Source organism: Bradyrhizobium sp. LB11.1 (assembly GCF_040549385.1).
In the GTDB taxonomy this organism is placed as follows: Bacteria; Pseudomonadota; Alphaproteobacteria; order Rhizobiales; family Xanthobacteraceae; genus Bradyrhizobium.
On the sequence record NZ_JBEPTH010000009.1, the window covers coordinates 159,564 to 184,462 of the forward strand.

Genomic DNA, 24,899 nt, shown 5'->3' on the forward strand with positions numbered 1-24,899 from the left:
CCGCGTCGGATCGCTGCCGAGCCTCAGGCCGCCTCGGCGCGCTGTCGGCTGGAAAGGTGCTCGTCGGAGCCATCGGCGGCGCGCTGGAGCTGGAAATCGAAATTGATGTAGGCGCTGTCGCCCTGACGCTGCGGGACCGGCAGCAGACCGTCGCGGGTGGCGAAGGCGAAGTCGTCGGCTGCATGCGGATCGTCGCCGAAGTTGATCTGCGTCGTCAGCTTCCGATAACCGGGCGCTTCGATGAAGAAGTGGACGTGCGCCGGGCGATGTCCGTGACGACCGATCGCCTTCATCAGTGTGTCGGTGGCGCCGCCGGGCGGCACGGAATAGCCGTTCGGCATCTTCGAGTGAAACGAGTATTTTCCGTCGGCGCCGAGCTTGATCCGCGCGCGATTGTTGAACGGCGTTTGTTCACGGGTCGGATCGAAATGCGAATACCAGCCCTGTGAGTTGGCGTGCCAGACGTGCAGGATCGCGTCCTTGACCGGCTCGCCGTTCGGGCCAGTGACGCGGCCCCTCATGTAGAGGCTGCCGGTCGCGTCCGGATCCTTCGTCAGATTGACATCGCCCTCCTCGAGCGGCGCACCCGCCACGTAAAGCGGTCCCTCGATGGTACGCGGCGTGCCGCCCGTGCGGCCAGCTTCCGCGTCCTTCGCATCCATGAACAGATCCAGGAAGTGCTCGAGACCCGTGCCTGGAGCCAGCAAGCCGAATTCCGGCGCGCCCTTCTGTAGGAAGTTGACGGCGCCCCAGAATTCGTTCTCACTGATATCGTGGCGGACGATGATTTTCGCAGCGGCCTCGACGATGTCGCGCACGATCGCCTTCAGGCGCTGATCGCCGCCAGGTTGATTGAGACCTGCCGCCTTGTCGAGCAATGCCTGGACTTCCGGGGTCTTCACGAAATTCGCGTCCATGTCGTTTCTCCCTTGGTTTTAGGTCCGCCATGCGGACGTTGGTCGTTCGAGGTGTTTCAGCGATCGTCGTCGTGGGTCGAGGATGGGTGCCTGCAGAGCGGCGTGACCTTCATCTCCATGAAGGGAAAGAGCGGCAGGCTGGTCAGGATGTCGTGAAGCTCAGCGTTGCTTTCGACGTCAAAGATGCTGACGTTCGCGTAGTGTCCGACGACGCGCCAGATGTGACGCCACTTGCCGGCACGCTGCAGTTCCTGAAACCGCTCCTTCTCGCGCGCCTTGAGGCGCTCGGCTTCTTCCTTTTCGAAGTCCAGCGGGATACGTACGTTCATCTCGACCATCGTGAGCATGTGTCACGCTCCCTTCGCTGCGGCGACGACGTGCAGGGTCGGCGCGGTGCGATCCCGCCGAAACCGGGCGATCTTGTCCTCGTCGAGGGCGATACCGAGACCGGGTCCCGTCGGCACGCCCAGCGAAAAATCGGCATAGTCCAGCGGTTCGGCCAGGATCTCCTCCGTGAGCAGCAGCGGGCCGAACAGTTCGGTGCCCCAGGCGAGTTTGGGAAACGTCGCGAAGAGATGGGCGGAGGCGGCCGTACCGACGCCGGCCTCGAGCATGGTGCCGCCGTAGAGACCGATATCCGAAGCGTCGGCGATGGCCGCGACATCGCGACCGGCATGTAGTCCACCCGACTGGGCGATCTTCACGGCGAACACGCGGGCGCCGGCGCCGGCGGCAACACGGAACGCATCGCGGGGACCGTGCAGCGCTTCGTCGGCCATCAGCGGGATGCCATGACGGGCGGACAGACGCGCCATGGCGGCAAGCGCGTCGCGGGCGACCGGCTGTTCGACCAGGTCGCAGCCGACGTCTTCGAGCATCTTCATGCCGGCGTCGGCCTGTGCCTCGTCCCAGCCCTGATTGACGTCGACGCGGACGCTGCCGCGATTTCCGATGGCCTTCTTGATCGCCGCGACATGAGCAACATCGTCGGACACGCTGCGCTTGCCGATCTTGAGCTTGAAGATCGAATGCCGCCTGGCCTCGATCATCGCCTCGGCTTCCTCGATGTCGCGAGCGGTATGTCCGCTCGCGAGTGTCCAGGCCACCGGCAGGCGGTCGCGTACGCGTCCCCCGCCGATCAATTCGGAGACGGGAACGCCGAGACGCTTGCCGGCGGCGTCGAGGAGCGCGGTCTCGACTGCACATTTGGCGATGTGGTTGCCGACGACACTGCTGCCGATCTTCGACATCGTCTCGGCGACGCGGGAGACGTCACATGTCTTCAGGACCGGCGCGATGTAGGTATCGATTGCGAGCTTGATGCCTTCCGGACTTTCGTCGCCGTAGCTCAGACCACCGATCGTGGTGCCCTCGCCGATCCCGATAACCCCGTCGAAGCAGGTGATCCGGACCAGAACCAAGGCCTGGCTGCGCATCGTGGCCATCGCCAGCACATGAGGCCGGATCGTGGGCACATCGACGATAAAGGTATCGATCTCAGCAGCTTTGGTCGTCACCGGCGCATCCTCTATTTCGTATTTCTTGGCTGAAAAATAGAAGCCAGGAGCGCGGACGGCAAAGACCGATTAGGTTTACATATTATACCTTGAAGGTATAATTACACATGGACCTCAGGCAGCTCCGCTACTTCGTGACCCTCGCCAACGAACGCAACTTTTCCCGCGCGGCCGACCGGCTGCACATCGCGCAGCCGCCGCTGAGCCGACAGATCCAGCAACTCGAAGGCGAAGTTGGAGCCGAACTGATCGATCGCTCGTCGCGACCATTGAGGCTCACCGAGCCCGGGCGGCTCTTCTACGAGCAAGCGGTCCAGGTGCTGTCGCGCGTCGAGGAGATGCGCTCGATGATGAAACGGGCGCTCAAGATCGAGAAGAGGCAGTTCGTCATCGGCTTCGTGGGCTCGGTGCTCTACGGGCATCTGCCCGAACTCGTCCGCGAATTCCGGCGTGCCGCGCCCGACGTCCAAATCCACCTGATCGAACTCGTCAGCCTCGAACAGATCGGAGCCTTGAAGGAAGGGCGAATCGACGTCGGCTTCGGACGCGTGCGCTTCGACGACGACGAGGTCCGGCGCATCGTCCTCCGCGAGGAGCCGTTAATGGCTGCATTGCCTGTCGATCACCCCCTGGAGAGACAAAGCGGCCCGGTGTCGCTGATGCAGCTCGCCGACGAACGCCTCATTCTCTACCCCCGCGCACCCCGCCCCGGCTATGCCGACCAGGTGATCGCACTGTTCCATGACCGGGGACTGGAGCCGAGGATCGCACACGAGGCGCGCGAGCTGCAGATCGCCGTCGGCCTGGTCGCGGCCGAGGAAGGCGTGTGCATCGTGCCTGTCTCGGTGCAGAAATCGCGCGTCGAAGGTGTCCGCTATAAGCGGCTGGTCGAGCCTGCAACATCCCCGATCATCATGAGTTATCGACTCGGCGACAAACGGCCGGAGCTCACCCTGATGGCCGACGTCATAGCGCGCATGTACGAAATCTGGGGGTATGAAGTGCCCGACGCACTGCACCAGTTCGACCCATTTTGATCGTGAGTCTTGCCTGCTTAGGTTGCCGCCTCAAGCTTGCGAACGCGGCGCGGCCAGCCGCCATGTGCGAACGGCCCAGTCGCGGCCGCTGGTCGCCAGCAGCGCCATGTCGCGCTTGAGGTCTCACCCTGTCTCGACTTCACCGAGCCGGCTCGCAAGAATCTTGTCGATCCTCCTTCCGTCGAGATCGACCACCTCGATATGCCAGCCGGCGAAGTCGAAGGCATCGCCGACATTGGGCAGCACGGTGAATTGCTGCAGCACGAGACCCGCCACCGTGTTGTAGCGATGCGGCGGCAGCTCGATGTTCAGAAGCTCGCCGAACTCGTCGACCGGCATCCAGCCTGAGACCAGCAGCGACGAGTCGGCGCGCCTGACATAGGCCGGCTCCGGCGGTCCCTCCTCCGAGTGGAAGGCGCCGACGATCGACTCGAAGATGTCGGCGGTAGTCACCATGCCTTCGAAGGCCCCGTATTCGTCGTAGACGAGACCGACGTGAACCGGCGCAGCCCTGAGGATGGTCAGCACGTCGCGCGCATCTGCCGATATCGGAATACCGGGCGCCTCGCGCACGAGCGGGCGCAGATCCGGCGCGCGTTCGTTCATATAGGCGATCAGCAAATCCTTGGCCTGGAGCACGCCGATAGGCTTGTCGCGATCGCCGTCCGAGACCGGAAAGCGTGAATGTGGGCTCTTGACGATGATCTCGCGAATGGCCTCCGGCGCATCGTTCAGATCGATCTCGTCGACGTCCGTGCGCGGCGTCATCACGGCGCCAACCGGGCGATCGCCGAGCCGCATCACGCCGGCGATCATCTCCTTCTCGCCGGGCTCGAGCACACCTGCGCTCTCGGCTTCGCTGACGAGATGATGGATCTCGTCCTCCGACACTTTCTCCTCGGCCTTGCCGCTGCGGCCGAGCAGCGCGAGGATCAACTTGCCGGAGAGATCGAGCACAAACACGAGCGGCAGCGAGATGCGCGCCAGCACGTGCAACGCGGGCGCGACCTTGACCGCGATGCTCTCGGGGTCGCGCAGTGCCACCTGCTTCGGCACCAGCTCGCCGACGATCAGGGTCGCGTAGGTGATGAGCGTGACGACGATGCCGACGCCGACGATGTCGGCAATACCAGCCGATACGCCGAGCTCGACCAGCCATTGCGTCAGCCGCTGCCCGAGCGTCGCGCCGGAGAATGCGCCCGAGAGCACGCCGACCAGCGTGATGCCGATCTGCACCGTCGAGAGGAACTTTCCGGGATCGGCAGCCAGCGTCAGCGCGCGCTCGGCGCCGCGCACGCCTTTGGCGGCCAGCAGCGACAGCCGCGCCGGGCGCGATGAGACCACGGCCAGCTCGGACATCGACAACAGGCCGTTGATGACGATCAGGACGGCGACGATGATGAGTTCGACAGACAACATTTTGCGCAGGGGAGATGGGAGATTCAACCCGGCGGGCGCCGGACCAAGCCCCTTATATATGAATGCGATACGCGATTGCCCGGTTCCGACCAAATTGTCGCAGGCGAAGTTCAGGTGCTTTCGCCGGGGTTTTCCAGGCTGAACGTCTCGGACTGCTCGTCATAGGCGAATAGCTCGCCGTAGCGTCCCCAGGATACCACCGTCTTCAGCGTTTCGTCGGCATAGTCCTCGGACATATAGTCCTCGAGCTCGTTACGGAATCGCGCCGCGAGCGCAGTGTGCGAGGGACGTTCATCGAGCACGCGGCGGATCAGCCCCATCACCGGCACGTAAGTGACGAGATGCTCGGCGAACAGCTTCTTACGCGCGTCGGTTTCCAGATGGGCGAAGCGCTTGCCTGCATCGGTGAGCATCAAGTCGCCCTCACTGAGCTGGGCGAATCGCAGGAGTTGGAGGGACTCGCCGAGATGAAGGATCTCGTCAGCCTCGAGTTGAAGTTGGCTCGCTAGCACAGGCAGGTCCGCATGTCCGTTGTAGGGTGCTCCTGCCAGCCTCTCGATCAGGCCGGACAGCACGTTGGATGACACGTGATGCAGAGTCATGCCGACGCCCGAGCCGGGGATGCCTTCGATCGCGGGCGTCTTCGGCTCCGCGCACTGGGTCATGCGCGCGTAGATGCTGTCGACGAGCTGGCGAAAGTGCGGATCGAGCCGGTTGCGCGGATGGCTCATCTCGACCTTGATCTCTGCCGCGACACGGCCTGGGTTCGCTGAGAAAACCAGGATGCGATCACACATCAGGACGGCTTCCTCGATGTTGTGTGTCACCATGAGGATCGATTTGATCGGCAGCCGGCCCTCGATCCAGAGGTCGATCAGATCGGTACGCAGCGTCTCGGCCGTGAGCACGTCGAGTGCCGAGAACGGTTCGTCCATCAGAAGCAAGTCGGGATGCACGACCAGCGCGCGCGCAAAGCCGACGCGCTGGCGCATGCCGCCCGAGAGCTCTTTGGGATAGGCCGACTCGAACCCGTCGAGGCCGATCAGGTCGATCGCCGCCAGTGCACGCGTGCGACGCTCGGTTGCGTCGACGCCAAGCGCTTCGAGCCCAAGCTCGACGTTTTGCAGCACAGTCAGCCAGGGAAACAGAGCGAAGGACTGAAACACCATGGCGACGCCATTCGGCGGTCCCGCGATGATCTCGCCCCGGCAGGTCGCCTGTCCCGTGGACGGGGCGACCAAGCCGGCGATGATCCGCAGCAGCGTGGATTTGCCGGAGCCCGAGCGGCCGAGCAAGCCGACGATCTCGCCCGAGCGGATCGTCAGATCAACTTTCTCCAGCACCAGCAGCTGTTCGCCGCTGCCCTTCGGAAACGACCGGCATACGCCGCGAATATCGATGAGCGCGGAAGGATGATCGAGCATGATTGTCTCCCTCGTCAGCCGAGTCGCAGGCGGCGCTCGCCGAAAGCGTAGAGCGGTCGCCAGACCAGACGATTGAACAGCGTTACCAGGATGCACATCGTGGTGATTCCGAGAACGACGCGCGGGAAGTCGCCGGCTTCCGTCGCGGACGCGATATAGGCGCCGAGCCCGGTAGCTCTCAGGTGCGTGTCGCCCCAGCTGGCGACCTCGGCCACGATCGATGCGTTCCAGGAGCCGCCGGAAGCGGTGATCGCTCCCGTGACGTAATAGGGAAAGATGCCGGGCAGGATCACCTTGGACCACCACCGCCATCCGCCGAGATGAAAGCTGCTCGCGGCCTCGCGCAGGTCGGTCGGGAAGGCGCTGGCGCCGGCGATGACGTTGAACAGGATGTACCATTGCGTGCCCAGGATCATCAGCGGGCTGAGCCAGACATCGGGATTGAGCCTGAAGGTGACAATGGCGACGACGAAGACGGGAAAAGCCAGATTGGCCGGAAGGCGGCGAGAAATTGCGCCAGCGGCTGGATGCGTTCGGCCAGCTTCGGACGCAGCCCAATCCAGACGCCGACCGGCACCCAGCTCAGCGTCGCGAGGCTGATCAGTACGACGACGCGCAAGAGCGTGACCAGTCCGTCCCGGATCACCATGAGCAGGTCGGGCAGGCCAAGACTTGCCGAGAGATAGCGATAGATCGTCCAGGCGGCGTAGGCGGTGCCGGAGAGAATGAGGGCGCCCCAGAGCATGTCGATCAGGCGTGACGGCGGACCTTTGGTCCTTACCGCCGGCCGCAATCGCGGCAGCGGCAAGTGTAGATTTGAGATCGTGCGGTTGACCGCCGAAAAGGGAAGCGTGAGGGCGCGCAATGCGCGGGTCCGGCGAAACAGGTCGAGCATCCAGGAGGTCGGCGCCTCTCCCGAGGCGGTCTGCTCGAAGCGGAACTTGTCGGCCCAAGCGACGATCGGGCGGAATAGCAACTGATCGTAGCCGATGATGACAAGCAACATCGCCAGGATAGCGTAGAAGATCGCCGGCAGATCCTGTTGCTGGATGGCCAGCGCGACATAGGACCCGACACCCGGCAAGGTCACCGTTGTGTTGCCGACAGTGATCGCTTCCGAAGCGACCACGAAAAACCAGCCGCCCGACATCGACATCATGGCATTCCAGATCAACCCGGGCATCGCAAACGGCACGTCGAGACGCCAGAAGCCAGAAGCCAGAAGCCAGAAGCCAGAAGCCAGAAGCGCTGCCAGCCGGATAGATGAAAGCTCTTCGTGGTCTCTTCCAGATCGTTCGGCACGTTGCGCATCGACTGGTACATGCTGAAGGTCATGTTCCAGGCCTGGCTCGTGAAGATTGCGAATACCGAGGCGAGCTCGGCGCCGAGCACCTGGCCTGGAAACAGGTTCATGAAGAAAACGACGGTGAAGGTGAGAAAGCCCAGGATCGGCACTGACTGGAGGATGTCCAGCAGCGGAATCATGACCAGCTCGGCGCGCTGGCTCTTGGCGGCGATCGCCGCGTAGATGAAGGTAAAGATTGTCGAGCAGACGATCGCAAGCAGCATCCGCAGGACGGTGCGTAGCGCGTAGAGCGGCAGGTTTGCCGGATCGAGCGAGACCGGCGTACGCTCCAACTCGGACAACGGCGCGACGGTCTGCTCGCCGCCATAGACGATCAGCACCATGGCGCCGATCACGAGGACCAGTGCCACGACATCCCAGACATTGGGGAGCAGCGCGCGGCCGATCGCGGCCGTGCGGATATCTCTCGGCTTCATGGGCCCGCCCTTGGGCTAGAATCTTGGACGAGAATCTTGGGCTCAGAACTCGGCGTGCAGACGCCCCGAGAAGATCGAGACCGGTCCACGATCGGCGTTATAGGCCGGGTTTGTGATCAATTGATAGTCGGCGGTCATCGTCACGCCCTTGATCACCGAATAGACGTAGTAGCCCTCGAGGATTCGTTCGGTGCGATAGTTGAGCTGGCCGTCGCCGATCAGGAGACCGATGCCGCCGGCGGCGAGGAAGTCGCGATGCGCGGCTGACAGGCCGTTGATCGCGCCGCCGATGCCGATTGTATCGTCCGGCCGGCCCCAGCTTCTGCCCTTGATCGAGAGGCCGCCTGAGACGCTGCGGTCGATATCGGTGAAGGACAGAATCTGGTTCTGGCCGTCGTTCCAGCTCGCGCGGGCGAATAGGCCGACATCGTTGATGATCTGCTGCTCAAGATTGACGTAGAAGCCGTATTTGGAGCGCGTGCGCTGGTTCGCGGTCGTGATGTCGTTGATGTCGAGTGCGGGGTTGGCGGCCGCCTGCGCGACGACGTCGTTGTAGTTCGCGGTGTTGCCGCTGTTGGCGAAGACGCCGACGCGCAATTTGCCGGGCTGATCGAAGATCGAATGACGCTCCTCGAACTCGACCACGGTGCCGCCGGTCTTGAAGGTCAGCACGTCGCTGTTCGGCGCGGACGGCACCTGGAACAGGCCGGCGCGGATCGCCCAGTCCTTGCGGTTGAGCTCGACCACGGCGCCGCGGGTATAGCCGGGCAGGTCGGCGGGGAAGTCGTAGGCGGCCGACGACCACATCGCCCAATTCATGAAATCGGCGCGGGGGTCTTTCGCATAGGAGTTGCCGTCGAAGAAATCGCCGACGGCGAAGCGGCCGACAACCAGCGTGACGCGATCGATATCGCGCTTGCCCGCGAGCTGGTTCGGCGCGTCGTCGACCGATTCCTGCTCGCCGCCGAGTCCGAAGGTCTGCTTGAAATAATAGCGCTGCGCGCGGATCTTGGGGAACGGCGCGCCGGCCTTCTGCGCTTCGCCGTTGGAGAAACCAGCGAGTCCAAGCGTGCCGTTGAGGCCAAAACCCTGCGCGAGCTCGGGATTGAAATAGAATTCGCCGCCGTCCCAGAGCCGCGCGCCCAAAAACGCCGTCGTCGTCCACGTCGCCTGGAACTGGCCGCCGCCGGGAAGGCTCTGAGGGCTCGCATAGGGCGAATGGATCGGGCCATAGCCTTGCGGCAGCACGGTGGTCTGGGCGTGAACGTTCCAGTCGTCGGATTCAGGCAGCTTGGATTTGCCGCCGACCACCGGCATCCACGGCGTGTCGCCGAACTGGTAGTTCAGGCCGAGTTTGAACAGATGAATGCGTGGTTCGACATTGACGCTGCCGAGGCCAAAGCCGCTGAGATCGTAAGTCTTGCGGGAGAGGTCGATATACTCGTATTCGGCCTTCGCGGTCCAATTGCCGCTGACGGCGTATTCGAGACCGAGGCCCGCAGTCCATCCGGCCTGGTAGTGCCCGACCGGGAACAGCGGCGTGACACCGTCGGCATCATTGACGTTGATATGCGTGTGTCCCCACGCGACGCCGCCCGTGACGTAAGGCATGAAGCGGTCGAAGGCATAGCCGACGCGGCCGCGCACCGTGCCGACGTAGTTGATCGTGGTGTTGAAGGGCACCGGTGCACGCGCGAGTGCCGGGCCGTCAAGCGGCCCCGTGAACGTCGCATCGGCTTCGATGCCGAGCACGACGCGGTTGGCGAACTGGCGGTTGTAGCCGAGCTGATAGCCGCCGCTGAGCCCGGTTGCGCTATGGGGCAGGACGACGCCTTGCTCGGGCAACGGATTGGTGCCGGGCCCGAAGCTCGCGTCGCCGTAGCCGAAATGGCCGCCGACATAGAAGCCGGTCCACTCGTAGACAGTTTTCGCGGCGCGCGCCTTCAGCGGCAGGTCGGCAGCGAAGCCGGCACCCGGCAGCACGAGCACGCCCGAGGCAATCGCCGCGGCCGTCCGCAAATACCTGTAACGGTGACCTCTCAACGTCAAAACTACGCCCCCAGACGCGACTGTGCCCCAACCGCTCCCGACATCCCTGCCGATTCGCGGTGCTCCTGTCATCAGGGTCTTGGCCGTTCACGCGATCGGATGAGACGAGCTCGTTTCGATGCGGTTCACCCCAAGATCTTGCCAAGTCCCTGCGCTCGTTTGCGAACCTTATTGCTAATAATTCGCAATAGCAACTAGTCCAGAATGTCGCAGCGGATGGTTCGCATCGTTATGTGACGGGACTGCAACAAATTCCCGGCCTCCAAAAAGGATGACCCCGCCCGGGGGGACAGCCGGGCGGGGTCGGGGACACGACACGGGGTGGATGAGGCGCCCGTGTCGGACGCAGGATCCACGTAAGATCGGCCTCAGAGCCTCACATCAGTAGCAAGTACGAACGTTGCCGACGAACTGGCCGTAAGCGTTGTAACGGGGGGACCAGCCGCAGCGGCGATAGCCGTAATAGGGGTCGTTGCTGGCGGCGATCGCGGTGCCGACGACGGCGGCGGTAGCTATGCCCAGACCGACACCGACGCCCCAGCCGAGCGGCTTGGCTTCGGCCTGCGAGGTGGTGGTGGCGATGCTGCCGGTGACGGCGAGGGTAGCGAGGGCGAGTGCGGCAATCTTGGTCGTGATCGACATCTGAAACTCCATCCAGGTTGAGGCGGTCCGTTGTGGTCCGCGTGCCCAATTGGACGGAGGCTTGCCGAAACCGGTTCGAAAGCGCCTTTGGCAGCCTAGGAATCCGGCTCTTTCGCAAATGATTTCAGATGGATGCGAGCTAGCCCAGGGGGCCTTTGGCAAGCCTGTTCACGTCGAATTTATCGACTTCAGTGAGCAACTCGCAAAAGACGCGCGCGCCTTCGTCGATGAGCCGGTTGCCCTTCTCGACGACGGCCAGTGTCGCATTGCCGACGGCGCCGCTGGCGTTGAGATCCTGCGCCTGCCAGGCAAAGGCCGCGGGCCGCTGCGTCGAGAGCCAGCGATATTGCTTTTCCATCGCGATGCTGCTTGCGGGAAAATCCGCGATGGCATCCTTGCGCACTTGCTCCGGATAGCGCGCCAGCATGATCGAGGTCTCGATGGCGCCGCCATGGATGCCGTGACGCACTTCTTCGGCAGGGAATAGTTTCTCCGCGCCCGACAGGCGCGACCACGACGTCGTCACCACGAACAGTTTCTGATGCGCGCGAAGATCCTGCGCCACCAGCATCATCGCCGCGCTGTTGCCGCCATGGCTGGTGATGATGACGAGCTTTTTCATGCCGCGTCGGGCGACATCCTCGCCGATTGCTGTCCAGCGCTTCAACGCCACCTCGGTCGGCAGCGTCTGCGTGCCCGGATAGTCGATATGCTCGGTGGAGATGCCGATTGATTCAACGGGCAGGAACGTCGCCGGAATGGTCGCGGGCAGCACCTCCCGCACGCGCGCAAGATAGGCGTCGGCGATCAGCACGTCGGTTTCGAGCGGCAGATGCGGGCCGTGCTGCTCGGTCGCCGCCAGCGGCAGCACCGCGATCCAGCGTGCAACACCCGCGGGATCAGCGTCAGCCCAGCGGATGTCGGTCCAGTCGCGGGAAAACGTCATCAAGGTTTCTTTGCCCGAATTTGTCACGTAGTTTGGGGTTATCAGGGGACGCGGGCCAGGCCGGCCAGCGTCCCCGAATATCTTGCAGTTTTATCGCGTTGCTTTCACATCGGCCAGACACGATCGACGGAGTGCATTCATGAGCCCCTCCCATCTGCGGCGAGCGTTAACGGCGGGCTTTCTGGCTGCTGTCGTGTCGATCCTGCCCGCGCGCGCGGAAACCCTGGACAAGGTCACTTTCGGCACCAACTGGGTCGCCGAGGCCGAGCATGGCGGTTTCTTCCAGGCCGTCGCCGACGGCACCTACAAGAAATATGGGCTCGACGTCACTATCGTTCCGGGCGGTCCCAACGAGAACAACCGGATGCTGCTGATCGCCGGCAAGATCGATTTTTTCATGGCCGCGAACACGCTGATGTCGTTCGATGCCGTGGCGAACAACGTCCCTGTGGTGACGATCGCGGCGGTCTTCCAGAAAGACCCGCAGGTGATGCTGACGCAGCCGGATGCCAAGGTCACCAAGATCGAGGACCTCAAGCCGCTGACGCTGTTCGTCTCCAAGGAAGGCATGGGCAGCTACTTCCAGTGGCTGAAGTCCGAATATGGTTTCAGCGAGAAGAACGTCCGGCCCTATAATTTCAATCCGCAGCCTTTCATCGCCAACCCCAAGAGCGCGATGCAGGGCTACGTCACCTCCGAGCCCTTCGCGGTCGAGAAGGCCGCCGGCTTCAAGCCCAATGTCATCCTGCTCGCCGATGCCGGCTTCAACACCTATTCGACCCTGATCGAGACCCGCCGCGACCTCATCGAGAAGAAGGCGGACCTGGTGCAGCGCTTCGTCGATGCCTCCATGATCGGCTGGTACAATTACATCTACGGCGACAATGCCGCCGGCAATGCCATGATCAAGAAGCTCAATCCGGAAATGACCGACGAGTTGCTCGCCTATTCCGTCGCCAAGATGAAGGAATATGGCATCGTCGATTCCGGCGACAGTTTGAAGAACGGCATCGGCGCGATGAGCGACGATCGCTACACTTCCTTCTTCAACAAGATGGTGAAGGCGGGCGTCGTGAAGGGCGATCTCGACTTCCGTAAGTCCTACACGCTGCGTTTCGTCAACAAGGGCGTCGGCGTCGAGTTGCGCCCCGCCAAGCCTTAGCGCAAAGCGTTGATGTCAGCCGTCCAAACTTCGTCAGAGGTCGAGGCCAGCCTGACGGCGCTCGCCGTCAGCCTGCGCGGCGTGACCAAGGTCTATGACAACGGCGTCATGGCGCTCGGTCCGCTCGACCTCGTCGTGCGCAAGGGTGAGTTCATCTCGCTGCTCGGTCCGTCCGGTTGCGGCAAGTCGACGGCGCTGAGGCTGATTGCGGGGCTCAGCGCAGCATCGTCCGGCACGGTCCGGATGTCGCGTCAAGAAGGCCCGTCGCAGTTGGGTCACGGTATCGGCTTCGTGTTCCAGGAGCCGACCCTGATGCCCTGGACCAGTGTGCGCGAAAACGTGCGGCTGCCGCTGAAGCTTGGCGGCATCCCGAAGGCCGAAGGCCGCGCGCGGGCCGATGCAGCGCTGGCGAGCGTCGGGCTCGCCGATTTTGCCGACGCATTTCCGCGCGAATTGTCCGGCGGCATGAAGATGCGGGTATCGCTGGCGCGCGCGCTCGTCACCGACCCCGATATCCTCCTGATGGATGAACCCTTCGCGGCGCTGGACGAGATTACGCGCTTCCGCCTCAACAACGATTTGCTTGCCCTGTGGCGCAGCCTTGGCAAGACCGTCATCTTCGTCACCCATTCGGTGTTCGAATCCGTCTATCTGTCGCAGCGCGTCGTGGTCATGACGGCGCGGCCCGGCCGCATCCAGGCTGACATCCGCATCGAGACCGTCGAGCCGCGGGCTGAGGAGTTTCGGACCTCAGCGGCCTATTCCGACTATTGCCGCAAAGTATCGGCTGCGCTGGCGCCGTCCTATTCGGGACAGTCGATGCTATGAACGCGCAAGCTCCCGTCACAGCGGAACCGTCAGGTGCGCAGAGCGTAGTGCGCTTCGTGCTGCCCGTCATTGTGTTCGCAGCCGGCCTTGCCGCCTGGGAGCTTGTGGTCCGCATCCGGGAGATCCCGCCCTACGTGCTGCCGGCGCCGTCGGTGATTTTCCTGACGCTGATCAAGGATTGGGCGGTGCTGTCACAATCGCTCGCGACCACGCTGCTGACGACGCTTGAAGGCTTTGTGGCGGCCAGCCTCGGCGGTATCGCACTGGCGCTGTTGTTCAACCAGTCGAAATGGGTGGAATATTCGCTGTTCCCCTATGCCGTTGTGCTCCAGGTGACGCCTGTCATCGCGATCGCGCCACTCTTGCTGATCTATCTGGACCAGCAGACCGCCGTCGTCGTCTGTGCCTTCATCGTCGCCTTTTTCCCGGTGCTGTCGAACACCACGCTCGGGCTGAATTCGGTCGACCGTAATCTCGCCGGCCTGTTCCAGCTTTATGACGCCTCGCCACAGCAGACCCTGCGCTTCCTGAAGCTGCCGGCAGCGCTGCCCTATATCCTCGGCGGCCTGCGTATTGCCGGCGGACTGTCGCTGATCGGCGCTGTGGTGGCGGAGATTGCGGCGGGAACGGCGGGCGCCGGCTCCGGGCTCGCCTACAGGATCGCCGAATCCGGCTATCGATTGAACATACCCCGCATGTTCGCAGCGCTGCTTTTGTTGTCGCTGGCCGGGATTGTCATCTATGGGGTGCTGGCGCTAGTTTCCCACCTCGTTTTACGGCGCTGGCATGAGAGCGCGCTTGGAAAGGAAAACTGATGTCTACCGGTTCGATTTCGTCCGACAAGATCGACCTTCTGATTTATGGGCCGGTGCGGCCGATCCTCGAGAACGGGTTTTCCGACCATTTCGTCGTGCATAAAGCCGAGACGCACGGCGACCTCGAGCGGCTGACACCAGCGGTCCGAGAGAAGATTCGCGGCGTGGCGGTGACCTATCACACAGTGCGCGCGGACAAGGATTCACTGTCGCGATTGCCCAAGATCGAGATGGTGGCGAGCTTCGGCGTCGGCTACGACCACATCGACGCCAAATATGCAGCCGAGCACAACATCATCGTCACCAACACGCCGGACGTGCTGACCGAGGAGGTCGCCGACGTCGCGATGGGCCTTCTGATCTCCACCGTGCGCGAATTCATCACGGCCGATCGTTACGTCCGTTCCGGCCTCTGGCAGACGCAGAACTATCCGCTTAGCGTCGGCTCGCTGCGCGACCGCAAGGTCGGCATCGTCGGCATGGGCCGGATCGGCCAGGCGATCGCGCGCCGGCTCGAGGCCTCGCTGGTGCCGGTGGTCTACCACTCGCGCAATCCGTCCAAAGACGTCTCCTACAAACACTATCCCGATCTGATCGAGATGGCGAAGGCGGTGGACACGCTGATGGTGATCGTGCCGGGCGGCGCCAGCACCAACAAGATGATCAATGCCGAGGTGTTCAAGGCGCTCGGCCCGCGCGGCGTGCTGGTCAACGTTGCCCGCGGCTCGGTCGTCGACGAGCAGGCTTTGGTCCAGGCGCTCAAGTCCGGCACCATCCTCGCCGCCGGCCTCGACGTATTCGCGGCCGAGCCCAGCGTGCCGGAGGAGCTCAAGACCATGCAGAACGTCGTGCTGCTGCCGCATATCGGTTCGGCTTCGGTGGTGACGCGCAATGCCATGGACCAGCTCGTGGTCGACAATCTCAAGTCCTGGTTCGCCGGCAAGGCGCCGCTGACGCCGGTTGTGGAAACGCCGTTCAAGGGGCGCTGATGACCGTTCTTCGGGTCGTTGCATGGCTGATCGCGGCTTGTGCCGCCGCGATCGGCGTCGCGCATGCGCAGGATGCGACGACCCTGAAGAAGGAGATGGTCGGGCAGTGGGAACTCTCCACCACCGAACGCAGCAAAACCTGCGTCGTCACTATCAAGGGCGACCCCGTGGCTCTGGGTTTCAAGCTCGAACTCGAGCCGGCCTGCAAGACCGCGCTGCCCTTCACCAAGGACATCGTCGCCTGGAGCGTCAAGGGCCTCGACATCGTCCGCTTGCAGGATGCGACAGGTGAATCCGTGATCGACTTCACCGAGGTGGAGGCCGGCATCTTCGAAGGCCTGCGACAGGGCGAGGGCGTCTACATCCTGCAGGACCTCGCCGCCGCCCGCTCGATGGCCAAGTCGATGGACCAGATGATCGGCGACTGGGCGATGGTTCGCGCCAACGGCCAGCCGGTCTGCGGGCTGACCCTGACCAACACGGAAGCCGAGCAGGACAATTTCCAGGTCTTCCTCAAGCCGAAATGCGACGCGGCGATCGCGCAGTTCAACCCGACTCAATGGCGGCTCGAGCGCGGCCAGATCATCCTGATGTCGAAATCCGGCGAGGTCTGGCAGTTCGAGGCCGACGACAACGCGCAATGGCGGCGGGTTCCCGATACGGCCGACCCCTTGGTCATGCTGCGCCAGTAGGCGCCCGTCCGGCCTCTTGATTGTCTGCTCTTGCAATTTTTCTCCTGCCCATGTCGATCCGGCCCCGGCTGGATCGTCATCCCAATAGCGAGCTGATCGCGCGGCCGAACCGGCTGCGTCTCGCCTCAACAGGGAGTTTTGCATGCGCTTCATGTACATCGTCACCTCCAGCCAGCCGATGACCGGCCCGAACCCGGCGATGATGGAGGCCATGCAAAAAATATCCGAGCGGGAAATCAAGGCCGGCCGGATGATCGACAATGGCGGCCTGATGCCGCTTGCGACCGGCGCCCGTGTGCGGATCGTCGACGGCGAGCTCAGCGTCATCGATGGCCCCTTCATCGAGGCCAAGGAAGTGATCGGCGGCTACGCCATTTTCGAGCTGCGCGACAAGGCGGAGGCCCTGGCCATGGCCAAGGAATTCATGCAGCTGCACCTCGATCACATGCCGGGCTGGGACGGCACCTGCGAGTTGCGGGCGTTTGCCACGCCGGGCGTGGATGGCGCCTGCGAGGTCGATTCGCGGTCAGGGGTAGCTGCGCACGCCTGATGGACAGCATCGTTTGTTCCGGTCGGCGGCGATGACGGCCGCCGACATCGATCAAATCATTCGTGCCACGATTCACGCAAGTTGGCGCGTCGTGCAGCCGCGGCTGATCGCGACGCTGTCGCGGATGCTGCGCGATGTGCCGCTCGCAGAAGAGCTGACCCAGGACGCACTGGTTGCGGCGCTGGAAGCGTGGCCCATGATCGGTGTGCCCGACAATCCCGGCGCCTGGCTCATGACGACCGCCAGGCGGCGTGCGCTTGATCATTTGCGCCGCGGCAGGATGCTTGGCGAGAAGCACGACATGCTGGCGCGAGACATGTTGCAGGAGCAGGAGACCGTGCCGGATTTCGATGCCGTGCTCGACGACGACATCGGCGATGAATTGCTGCGGCTGGTCTTCACCGCCTGTCATCCGATCCTGTCGCGCGAGGCGCGCGCCGCGCTGGCGCTGCGCATGATCTGCGGTCTGACGACATCCGAGATCGCGCGCGCCTATCTCGTGCCGGAAGCGACCATCTCCCAGCGCATCGTCCGCGCCAAGCGCACGCTGTCGCGATCGGGCCTCGCCTATGAGACGCCGAGCGGCGAGGCGCTATCGGAGCGTCTCGCCTCGGTGCTGGAGGTCGTCTACCTGATCTTCAACGAAGGCTACCTCGCGGCGCGCGGCGAGGAATGGCTGCGGCCGCAGCTTTGCGACGAGGCGCTGCGCATGGGCCGGGTGCTCGTAGGCCTTGCCCCGGACGAGCCCGAAGTTCACGGCCTCGTCGCCCTCATGGATATGAATGCTTCACGGGCGCATGCGCGCACCGATGCAAACGGCGATCCCATTCTGCTGATGGACCAGGATCGCTCGCTCTGGGATCGCTCGCGGATCCGTCGCGGTCTGCGCGCGCTCGAACGTGCCGGCGAGCTTGGCGGCGCCGGAGGATTTTACGCGCTTCAGGCTGCGATCGCGGCGTGCCACGCCACGGCGGAGACGGCTGCAGATACCGACTGGCGGCGCATCGCGCAGATTTACGTCGGGCTGGCGCGGCTGGTGCGCTCGCCAATCATCGAGCTCAATCGCGCGGTCGCGGTTGGGATGGCCGAGGGACCGCAAGCGGGACTTGACGTACTGGACGAGATCGCCGGCGCACCGGCGCTGTCGACCTATCATCATCTGCCGGCGGTTCGTGGTGACTTCCTGCGGAAGCTCGGACGGCTCGTCGAGGCGCGGCAGGCGTTCGAGGCCGCCGCGCATCTCGCCACCAACGGACGTGAACGCGCGCTGATGGAGCGCCGCGCCGCGGCGCTCCACGCTCAGGAAATCTAGGTCGTCGGCTTCGGCGGCGGCGCGGTGCCCTGCGCCCATTTCTCCATCTTGCCGAGCACGCCCCAGGCCGTGAGCGCCAGCGAGATGGGAAGCGCGAACTGGCCCAGGCCCGGTATCGCCGACGCGATCGTCCCGAACAGTCCGGCAAGCCCTCCGGCGTTGGGGCTTGCCGTCACCGCGGAGAGCAGCGCGGTGATGAGTGAGCCGCCGATGCCGAGCGCCGTCTTCTTGCCATTCAGCATTGTGCCGATGGTTTGGCCGAGCGCCCCATTGACCTGGCCGAGCACGGGCTTGTTGCTGAGCAGGGTGCTGAGCAGGTCGACCACCTGTTTGAGCTGATCGGCTGGCGCGGGATTTGTTGCGACCGGCGTGCCGGGAGCGGTCTTGGTGATGAGAGAGAGGAGCTGTCCAAGCACGTTGACCGTCGGGTTGGCCGCCGGCATTGTGCTCACTGGGGCTGTTGCTGCCGGCTGCAAGGCCTGCGTGAGGCTCTGCAATTGATTCAGGACCTGAGATAGCTGGGTGGACTGCCCTGCAGGCATTGTCCCTATCGGCGGAGTTGCTATCGGCGTTGGCGTCGTTCCTCCCGGTTGTACGAGCTGTGCGAGATTTTCCAGCCGGCTCAGGATTTGAGACAGACCGACAGACGGTCCTGCCGAGGTGACGCCTGCGGGTGTTGCGCCTCCCGGCTGCACGACCTGTGAGATATCATCCAATCGTTTGAGGATCTGGGACAGATCGAAGTTCGACGGCTGGACCGGCTGCATTCCCGCGCGCGTGATGGCGGCGATCGTGGTCCCGTCGAGCAGGCCGGTATCCTCGAGGGAATGTTGTTGCTGAAATTGCGAGACGGCCGCCCTGGTCTTCGGTCCGCTGATGCCATCTTGGTCGAGCGGCGGATTGGCGCCGAGCTTGTTGAGCGTCTGCTGCATCAGCAACACCGACGACGCCACATCCTCGTCGGGCTCGACATGGGGGGCAATGGACGGGCTGTCGTCGAGCGTGATCGAGGAATCCTGCGACATCATTGCATGCAGGATCACCGCGGTGCCGAGCTGGGAATCGACATGGCTCGGGTCGAAGACGTGGTCCGCGACGAACTTGCCGGCCTTGGCCTCGGTCGGTCCGTAGAGCGTCGAGCCGCCGTAGAGATAGGGCGAGTTGACGCCCTTGGCGTGATAGCCGAGGCCGTTGAAGCATTCGAGCCGGTGTAGTGTGCGCGCGATGCACCAGTCCTGCGTGCCGACGAAGTGCTGGATCCTCAGCGCGTCCACAGCGCCGTCGACGAACGAGGCGAACGGGCCACGCCCTTTCGGAACGAGGCACGTCACGCGATGCAGTGACTCGCCGTTGCCGAGATAGGTGTCGAGATCGAAATTGGATTCGCGATAGTGACAGAGCGCAACGAAGTACCAGGGCACGCCGGTCAGTCGCTCGACCTGCTGATAGGTCGCCTTGCCGTTGATGGCTTTGCGGGCCGTCGCGTTGGCCTCGCCAAGGCGTGCGGGCCGGATCTGGAGATTGGCCCAGTTCCTCTCATACTCACTCTTGAGACTCTCGTATGACACCATCTGCCGCTCCCGCGAATTGTTAAAATTATCGGTTGGTTGTGCAAATCAGGCGTGAGCCGCGTGCCGCCGTTGGCGGACGCGGGCTCTGGGCGTGGTCCGGCAAATGTGGCAGGTCAACGCTGGGGTGCATGTGAAATGGCTTACAGGTGCAGCGCGAAAGATTGCGGTCAAAGGACGCAACGTCAGGGACGAACGCACGAACGCGCGGTCGCCACACGCACTCCGGGAACTGGCCGGGCGGCCGTCCGTTAGCGCTGGAGACGGTCTGCTCAAGGAATCCTGAGATGGCCAAACGCGTCCTCGCAATCGGCATTGAACCCGGCGGTGCAGACTACAGCGCGTTTCCGCAGCTCACGCCGGCGCTCGTCCGCAACTACATCGAAGCGCAGCTGCTGCGCCTGCGCGGTCTCGGCTACGAGGTCACGAGCTGCCTGATCGATCTCGACGAGGCGGCGGAAGCGGCCGTAACGGCGGCGCTGCGCGACGAGCGCTTCGATTGTATCGTCATCGGTGCTGGCCTGCGCGAGCCAAAGGAACGGCTGCTGCTGTTCGAGAAGGTGCTCAACCTCGTCCACTGCCTGGCGCCGCAAGCCGCGATCTGCTTCAACACGACGCCTGCCGACACAGCGGAAGCCGTGCAGCGCTGGGTCGCGCCGTAGTCGCGGCAATCGCACTCTCGGTCTGAGGCATCGGCTGGCTGTCGCGACAGGCTGGCCGGTGGCGTCAGAGGCGGGAGCGTGCCGGATTCGCGCGATTATTCTGGCCCGGGACCGTCCCAAACGCTATGACTGGCCGCATCAGATGGGAGGTTCAGGGATGCTTCGACGTCTTGGAATTGCAGCATGTTTCGCGGTCGCGATGGCCATCCCGGTCCATGACGCGGTGGCGCAGGACGCTATCGGTGGCGCCATCCTCGGCGGCGTCGGCGGAGCGATCGTGGGCGGAGCGCTTGGCGGCGGCCGTGGGGCTGCCATCGGCGCGGTTGTCGGCGCCGGTACGGGCGCTGCGATCGCCTCCGAAGGCGAACGTCGCCGGTCCGGCTATTACGCGTATCAACGTGGCTGCTACTTGCAGCGCCCAGACGGCCGCTACGTCCCGGTCGATCCGCGATATTGCTACTGAATGTCGTTGCGCCGGCGACGCCTCACGCGCGCCGGCGCATTCATGTCTGATCGCTGCGCCTTAAGCAGCGCTGGTCCGGCCGACTGCGTCGCCGAGCTCGGCATTGGTGTAGGCCTTGCCGCCAATGCCCCACAGCCCGTCCACGGCATAGACCATGTTGACGAAAATCCGCTCGCGCGGATGACGGCCTTCCGCGGCCCTGAACGCGATGTCGGTGGCCTCCTGGATGAAGCCCGCCTTTTGCGCAGGCGCTGCCAGCGCGAAGGACGGGACTTTCAATTCGACCACGACGATGTCGTTTGACGTCCCGCCGGCGAACGACCGGCCCTTCGGGACGGTGCTGATCTCGCCGATCACGTTCGGCGTCAGGAACGCGTTGCCCGCAAGATCATGGTGCCTGAGAAACGAGGCGGTCAGTTCGGCGAACATGGTTTTCTCGGCGGCTGCACTGAAGATGCCATCCGTGGCGACGACGGTGATCGGCATGACCAAAACTCCCTTCGTGAGTGAGCGTCGCGAACGCCGGCTGCGATCGCGGCTTGCGTTAATATTGCGATCGTTATATAACGATCGTGATTGCATTCGCACGACGAGGGCGATGTCGTCAATCTTAAAATAACGTTCGTTATCTAAAAAGGACGTCGTGGTGCGATACAAGTCCGGACACAAGGAAGAGGCGCGCGCGCGCATGGTCGCGGCTGCCGGCCGCGGCTTTCGCCGCCAGGGCTATGGTGGCATCGGCGTCGACGGTCTTGCCAAGGAGGCCGAGGTCACCTCCGGTGCGTTTTACGGGCACTTCTCGTCCAAGGGCGAAGCGTTCAAGGCCGCGCTGGTGACGGGCCTGGAAGAGCTGCGTCAGGGCGTCGAAGGTCTGCGGGCCGAGCATGGTGCCAAATGGGTGACGGCGTTCGTCGATTTCTATCTCGGGCAAAAGCGGGTCTGCGAACTCGGTTCGAGCTGCGCCTTGCAGAGCCTGACCTCCGAGGTGCAGCGCGCAGACGCCGAAATCAAGACCGTGTTCGAGGCCGAGATCGAGGGCGTCGTGAGCGCGGTCGCCGGCGGCTTGCCGGGCCGATTGCCTAAGGACAGGCGCGCGCGCGCCTGGGCGCTGCTCTCGATCCTGTCCGGCGGCGTGACGATGGCGCGGGCCGTGGCCGACAAGGATGTCAGCGCGGCGATCGCGTCGGCGTGTCGTGCCGCTGCGCTCAAGGCCTGTGCCGAGATTTGATGGGTTGGAAGCGGATAGCGGCAGATGCAGATGTCGAATTATCTCTTCTTCACGACGCATTGCGAGCCGGCGCTCGCTTTCTATACCGCCTGCGGTCTCGGCAAGGTGACCGAGATCAAGCGTCACGGCGCCCCCGGACCGATGCAGGGCAAGATCCTGCATGCGAGATTCGAGGGGCCGGGCATTCAATTCTACGCATCCGACAATGACGATGCCGAGCCGATGCGCGGTTCGGCGCACATCCTGATGATGGACGATGCGCAGGCAACGACTGATCTGTTCGCGCGTCTCGCCGAAGGCGGCACGATCACCACGCCTCTCGGGATCCAGCCCTGGGGCGACTATTACGGCAAGCTCACCGATCGCTTCGGTGTGCAATGGATGCTGAACTGTACGCTGGTGCGCGCCTAGCGCCCAAGACTGTCGGCCGGCTTAATCAATTTCGTCCCGCCGGCGCCTCCGGCATGATCTGGCGCAGCCGCTCCGGCGAAATCGATATCTGGCCCGTAAACGGGCGATCGTGCGGCGATCAGGAGCACCGGCAGATTGTGCAGCCAGTCGCTCATGCTGTTCCTGCCAAATGAATCTCAGATCTAGATCAGCCTTATCCCGCGCCGACTGCTCGCGTGTGACTAATTGTCGGTAAGAAGAGCAAACCGACGTCTGTCGATCCGCTCGCGCGCCAACTGTCCTGCTGCTGTGCAAAGATCGGGCGCATAGACCTGGCAAGTTGCTCGCTTCTCGATTCCCCTGTCGATTAGCTCCAAAACTCGTGCAGGCGCGATGTCCGGCGGGACGGCGATGCGTCCGGTGACGACATGCTTTTCGATTTTCTCGTGATCAACGTGATCGATGTCAGGATTGCGCCAGCAATTTGCGCACATAAGCTTGAGGCTCTCCGAGTGCGAATAGATGACGGCGTCGCCGTCCAGCTCTTCGCTCATGCCGGTCAACTGCCGTGCCGTCTCCTGTGTGCCCGCGAAATCGAAGAATTGGTAGTTCCGACACAGAAGCGTTGCCAAATGGGGGAAGACCGGTATCTGCTGGTCACCGTAGGTGTGGTGCGTGATGGGGGCGCCATCCATGAGGATGACATCGCCATAGTCGACGCCGAGATTGCGGTATAGCACGCTACGTATAATGCCGTGGCACGGACTTAACCTTTCGATCCAAACCGTCTCCTCGTCGCCTGGGTCATCTAAGTCTGCCGCCCGCTCCGCGAGGGGACGTTCGGCGAGCTTCACCTTGCAGCCAGAATATCCGCCCTCCGGCAATCCAAACCGTCCAACCTCGATTTTTTGCCCCATGCGCTTCCACACGTCCAAGGCTGTCTCGGCGTCTCCGGCGCCGGTGGCGCAGATACCAAGATTCCATTCGTAGCTGTCGACAACTTCCTGCGAGAGATTTGCGGCAATCCGGTTGGCCGCCACGCCTTCTGCGAACCTGCCGCGAGTCTTGTAGAAAAGCCCCAGATTGTAGTGGTGCGCGCTTTTGCATGGATCGATTTCGGTGAGCTTGCGAAGGCTGTCCTCGGCGATCGTATCCCGCTGGCGCGCCATCATTCGCGCCGCCGTTGCTAGCCCGCGCAATATCTGTTCCTGTTCAGCTTTCCCCTCGTAGAGCCTGACCAAGCGGTCCAGCTTCTCGACCGCCGTCCGAAATATTGGGTGTACCGGCGCCGCGGCGTTCAAATCATCAATGTCGCGGACGGCTTCGAGGCATAGGCCGAGCCCCGAGAGAATAGCAGCGTCGTCATCGTAAGCATTTGCTATCTCTGAAAGCACGTCTGCGGCATCTTCCCTTGCGAGGCTTCGTTCGTCGACAATCCATAACAACGCCCTGGCCGCCTCAGGCTGGTGGCGCTGGGTCCTTCGAAGCGGCTGTATTTTCTGCGATGCGGCCTGCTTGCGGCCCGCTTGTCCCTCTGCGACGGCGTCTCGTGCAATCGCGGCGATCTCGTCGGAAGAAAGAACCGCGCTGGGGCCGTTCAACATGATCGTCTCCGTGGAGGCCCACCGGTATGGCAGGGACGAGCAGTGTTATGCATCTCAACATAATGGGATTATATCAGCTTCATGCCCCGCAGGCTTGCATGCCCGTTCTTGCCGACGATGATGTGGTCGTGCACGGCAATCCCGAGCGGCTTGGCGATGTCGATGATGGCCTTGGTCATCTGGATGTCGGCCTGCGAGGGTGAGGGGTCGCCGCTCGGATGATTATGGACGAGGATGATGGCGGTCGCCGACAGTTCGAGCGCGCGCTTGATCACCTCGCGCGGATAGACCGGGGTGTGGTCGACGGTGCCGGTTTGCTGCACCTCGTCGGCGATGAGCTGGTTGCGCTTGTCGAGGAAGAGCAGGCGGAACTGCTCCTTGTCGGCGAAGGCCATGCTGGTGCGGCAATAGGCGATCACCTCGTTCCAGGACGACAGCGCGTTGCGGCTGTTGACCTCGCCCTTGGCGACGCGGTGCGCCGCCGCTGCGATCAGCTTGAGCTGGTTGATCGCGGCTTCACCGACGCCGTCGATCTCACGCAAGCGCGCCACCGGCGCGTGGACGACCTCGGCGAACGAGCCGAAAATCTTGATCAGTGTCTTTGCCAGTGGCTTGGTGTCGCGCCGTGGCAGTGCCGGAAAAAGTGCCATCTCCAGCAGCTCATAGTCGTTGAGCGCGTCCGCGCCGGCGCTGTAGAAGCGCTCGCGCAGCCGCTCGCGATGGCCGAGATAATGCGGCGTGTCCTCTGGCTTGCTGTCGTCGGGCTTGGTTCTGGCGGGCATCGCCGACAACCATGCCGTACGGTGCGCGTTTTGCAACCATGAAGTGTCGTGGCGTCCGGCGGCATGCGGATTTCGATCAGAATCTTGCCTGAGGCCGAGCAATAGAAGTGCGGCACGCGAA

At 63.4% G+C, this 24,899-nt stretch carries 25 protein-coding genes and 1 pseudogene; 12 read left to right on the forward strand and 14 right to left on the reverse strand.

Features of this window, described 5'->3' with window-relative positions; translation table 11 throughout:
• Positions 1 to 23 precede the first annotated feature (23 nt).
• Genes ABIA96_RS23615 through ABIA96_RS23625 form a run of 3 tightly spaced genes read right to left on the reverse strand, consistent with a single transcriptional unit; the run spans position 24 to position 2,434 of the window.
• Complete coding sequence (locus ABIA96_RS23615; protein ID WP_354139446.1) at positions 24 to 917, reverse strand: dioxygenase family protein; 894 nt, start codon at positions 915 to 917, stop codon at positions 24 to 26.
• Positions 918 to 973: 56 nt separating this feature from the next.
• Positions 974 to 1,264 (reverse strand): muconolactone Delta-isomerase, encoded by a 291-nt coding sequence (gene catC, locus ABIA96_RS23620; protein WP_354139447.1) that lies wholly within the window; start codon positions 1,262 to 1,264, stop codon positions 974 to 976.
• 3 nt (positions 1,265 to 1,267) lie between these two features.
• Positions 1,268 to 2,434, reverse strand: coding sequence for a muconate/chloromuconate family cycloisomerase (locus ABIA96_RS23625; RefSeq protein WP_354139448.1), 1,167 nt, complete (start codon positions 2,432 to 2,434; stop codon positions 1,268 to 1,270).
• 107 nt (positions 2,435 to 2,541) lie between these two features.
• On the opposite strand from ABIA96_RS23625, the gene ABIA96_RS23630 reads away from it, so the two are divergent.
• Positions 2,542 to 3,471 (forward strand): LysR family transcriptional regulator, encoded by a 930-nt coding sequence (locus ABIA96_RS23630; RefSeq protein WP_354139449.1) that lies wholly within the window; start codon positions 2,542 to 2,544, stop codon positions 3,469 to 3,471.
• Positions 3,472 to 3,594: 123 nt separating this feature from the next.
• Here ABIA96_RS23630 and ABIA96_RS23635 read toward each other — a convergent pair whose 3' ends face one another.
• The 6 genes and pseudogenes from ABIA96_RS23635 to ABIA96_RS23660 form a co-directional block, all read right to left on the reverse strand.
• Positions 3,595 to 4,890: a hemolysin family protein gene (locus ABIA96_RS23635; protein WP_354139450.1), complete on the reverse strand. Its 1,296-nt coding sequence runs from the start codon at positions 4,888 to 4,890 to the stop codon at positions 3,595 to 3,597.
• A 110-nt stretch (positions 4,891 to 5,000) separates the two neighbouring features.
• Positions 5,001 to 6,314 carry an ABC transporter ATP-binding protein gene (locus ABIA96_RS23640; RefSeq protein ID WP_354139451.1) on the reverse strand — a complete coding sequence of 438 codons (1,314 nt, stop codon included), beginning with the start codon at positions 6,312 to 6,314 and terminating at the stop codon, positions 5,001 to 5,003.
• Positions 6,315 to 6,328: 14 nt separating this feature from the next.
• A pseudogene (locus ABIA96_RS23645) lies at positions 6,329 to 8,096 on the reverse strand (ABC transporter permease).
• Between the two features lie 42 nt (positions 8,097 to 8,138).
• Positions 8,139 to 10,217, reverse strand: a complete 2,079-nt coding sequence (locus ABIA96_RS23650; protein WP_502918847.1) for a carbohydrate porin — start codon at positions 10,215 to 10,217, stop codon at positions 8,139 to 8,141.
• A gap of 309 nt (positions 10,218 to 10,526) precedes the next feature.
• Entirely contained in the window at positions 10,527 to 10,787 is a 261-nt protein-coding gene (locus ABIA96_RS23655) for a hypothetical protein (protein ID WP_354139452.1), read from the reverse strand.
• A gap of 139 nt (positions 10,788 to 10,926) precedes the next feature.
• Positions 10,927 to 11,733, reverse strand: a complete 807-nt coding sequence (locus ABIA96_RS23660) for a creatininase family protein (RefSeq protein ID WP_354139453.1) — start codon at positions 11,731 to 11,733, stop codon at positions 10,927 to 10,929.
• A gap of 139 nt (positions 11,734 to 11,872) precedes the next feature.
• Here ABIA96_RS23660 and ABIA96_RS23665 point away from each other — a divergent pair, with 139 nt between their 5' ends.
• The 7 genes from ABIA96_RS23665 (at position 11,873) to ABIA96_RS23695 (ending at position 18,081) form a co-directional block, all read left to right on the forward strand.
• Positions 11,873 to 12,895, forward strand: coding sequence for an ABC transporter substrate-binding protein (locus ABIA96_RS23665; RefSeq protein WP_354139454.1), 1,023 nt, complete (start codon positions 11,873 to 11,875; stop codon positions 12,893 to 12,895).
• A gap of 12 nt (positions 12,896 to 12,907) precedes the next feature.
• Positions 12,908 to 13,723 (forward strand): ABC transporter ATP-binding protein, encoded by an 816-nt coding sequence (locus ABIA96_RS23670; RefSeq protein WP_354139455.1) that lies wholly within the window; start codon positions 12,908 to 12,910, stop codon positions 13,721 to 13,723.
• Positions 13,720 to 14,538, forward strand: a complete 819-nt coding sequence (locus ABIA96_RS23675; protein WP_354139456.1) for an ABC transporter permease — start codon at positions 13,720 to 13,722, stop codon at positions 14,536 to 14,538. The genes ABIA96_RS23670 and ABIA96_RS23675 overlap by 4 nt, the downstream gene beginning before the upstream one ends.
• Complete coding sequence (locus ABIA96_RS23680) at positions 14,538 to 15,527, forward strand: 2-hydroxyacid dehydrogenase (protein ID WP_354139457.1); 990 nt, start codon at positions 14,538 to 14,540, stop codon at positions 15,525 to 15,527. Before ABIA96_RS23675 ends, ABIA96_RS23680 begins: the two co-directional genes overlap by 1 nt.
• On the forward strand, positions 15,527 to 16,219 hold the full coding sequence (locus tag ABIA96_RS23685; RefSeq protein WP_354139458.1) for an AprI/Inh family metalloprotease inhibitor: 693 nt from the start codon (positions 15,527 to 15,529) through the stop codon (positions 16,217 to 16,219). Before ABIA96_RS23680 ends, ABIA96_RS23685 begins: the two co-directional genes overlap by 1 nt.
• Before the next feature lie 142 nt (positions 16,220 to 16,361).
• A complete protein-coding gene (locus ABIA96_RS23690; protein ID WP_354139459.1) occupies positions 16,362 to 16,769 on the forward strand; it encodes a YciI family protein in 408 nt (135 codons plus the stop codon).
• Positions 16,770 to 16,800: 31 nt separating this feature from the next.
• Positions 16,801 to 18,081 (forward strand): RNA polymerase sigma factor, encoded by a 1,281-nt coding sequence (locus tag ABIA96_RS23695; RefSeq protein WP_354139460.1) that lies wholly within the window; start codon positions 16,801 to 16,803, stop codon positions 18,079 to 18,081.
• Here ABIA96_RS23695 and ABIA96_RS23700 read toward each other — a convergent pair.
• The gene (locus ABIA96_RS23700; RefSeq protein ID WP_354139461.1) at positions 18,078 to 19,652 is read right to left on the reverse strand and encodes a peptidoglycan-binding protein; all 1,575 of its coding nucleotides are present in this window, start codon (positions 19,650 to 19,652) and stop codon (positions 18,078 to 18,080) included. The two genes, ABIA96_RS23695 and ABIA96_RS23700, sit on opposite strands and share 4 nt — an antisense overlap.
• A gap of 284 nt (positions 19,653 to 19,936) precedes the next feature.
• Between ABIA96_RS23700 and ABIA96_RS23705 the strand changes: the two genes are divergently transcribed.
• Both ABIA96_RS23705 and ABIA96_RS23710 read left to right on the forward strand, forming a co-directional pair.
• Positions 19,937 to 20,311, forward strand: coding sequence for a hypothetical protein (locus tag ABIA96_RS23705; RefSeq protein ID WP_354139462.1), 375 nt, complete (start codon positions 19,937 to 19,939; stop codon positions 20,309 to 20,311).
• A gap of 157 nt (positions 20,312 to 20,468) precedes the next feature.
• Positions 20,469 to 20,774 carry a YMGG-like glycine zipper-containing protein gene (locus ABIA96_RS23710; RefSeq protein WP_354139463.1) on the forward strand — a complete coding sequence of 102 codons (306 nt, stop codon included), beginning with the start codon at positions 20,469 to 20,471 and terminating at the stop codon, positions 20,772 to 20,774.
• Between the two features lie 60 nt (positions 20,775 to 20,834).
• Here the strand turns inward: ABIA96_RS23710 and ABIA96_RS23715 are convergent, their stop codons facing one another.
• Complete coding sequence (locus ABIA96_RS23715; protein WP_354139464.1) at positions 20,835 to 21,260, reverse strand: Tautomerase enzyme; 426 nt, start codon at positions 21,258 to 21,260, stop codon at positions 20,835 to 20,837.
• A 160-nt stretch (positions 21,261 to 21,420) separates the two neighbouring features.
• Between ABIA96_RS23715 and ABIA96_RS23720 the strand changes: the two genes are divergently transcribed.
• Positions 21,421 to 22,002, forward strand: a complete 582-nt coding sequence (locus ABIA96_RS23720) for a TetR/AcrR family transcriptional regulator (protein WP_354139465.1) — start codon at positions 21,421 to 21,423, stop codon at positions 22,000 to 22,002.
• 24 nt (positions 22,003 to 22,026) lie between these two features.
• The gene (locus ABIA96_RS23725) at positions 22,027 to 22,413 is read left to right on the forward strand and encodes a VOC family protein (RefSeq protein ID WP_354139466.1); all 387 of its coding nucleotides are present in this window, start codon (positions 22,027 to 22,029) and stop codon (positions 22,411 to 22,413) included.
• On the opposite strand, the gene ABIA96_RS23730 is transcribed toward ABIA96_RS23725, so the two are convergent.
• The 3 genes from ABIA96_RS23730 to radC all read right to left on the reverse strand — a co-directional run bounded on the left by ABIA96_RS23730 (position 22,410) and on the right by radC (position 24,778).
• Entirely contained in the window at positions 22,410 to 22,568 is a 159-nt protein-coding gene (locus tag ABIA96_RS23730; RefSeq protein ID WP_354139467.1) for a hypothetical protein, read from the reverse strand. The genes ABIA96_RS23725 and ABIA96_RS23730 overlap by 4 nt on opposite strands.
• A 66-nt stretch (positions 22,569 to 22,634) precedes the next feature.
• A complete protein-coding gene (locus tag ABIA96_RS23735; protein ID WP_354139468.1) occupies positions 22,635 to 23,996 on the reverse strand; it encodes a tetratricopeptide repeat protein in 1,362 nt (453 codons plus the stop codon).
• A 68-nt stretch (positions 23,997 to 24,064) separates the two neighbouring features.
• The gene (gene radC, locus ABIA96_RS23740) at positions 24,065 to 24,778 is read right to left on the reverse strand and encodes a RadC family protein (protein ID WP_354139469.1); all 714 of its coding nucleotides are present in this window, start codon (positions 24,776 to 24,778) and stop codon (positions 24,065 to 24,067) included.
• Positions 24,779 to 24,899 lie beyond the last annotated feature (121 nt).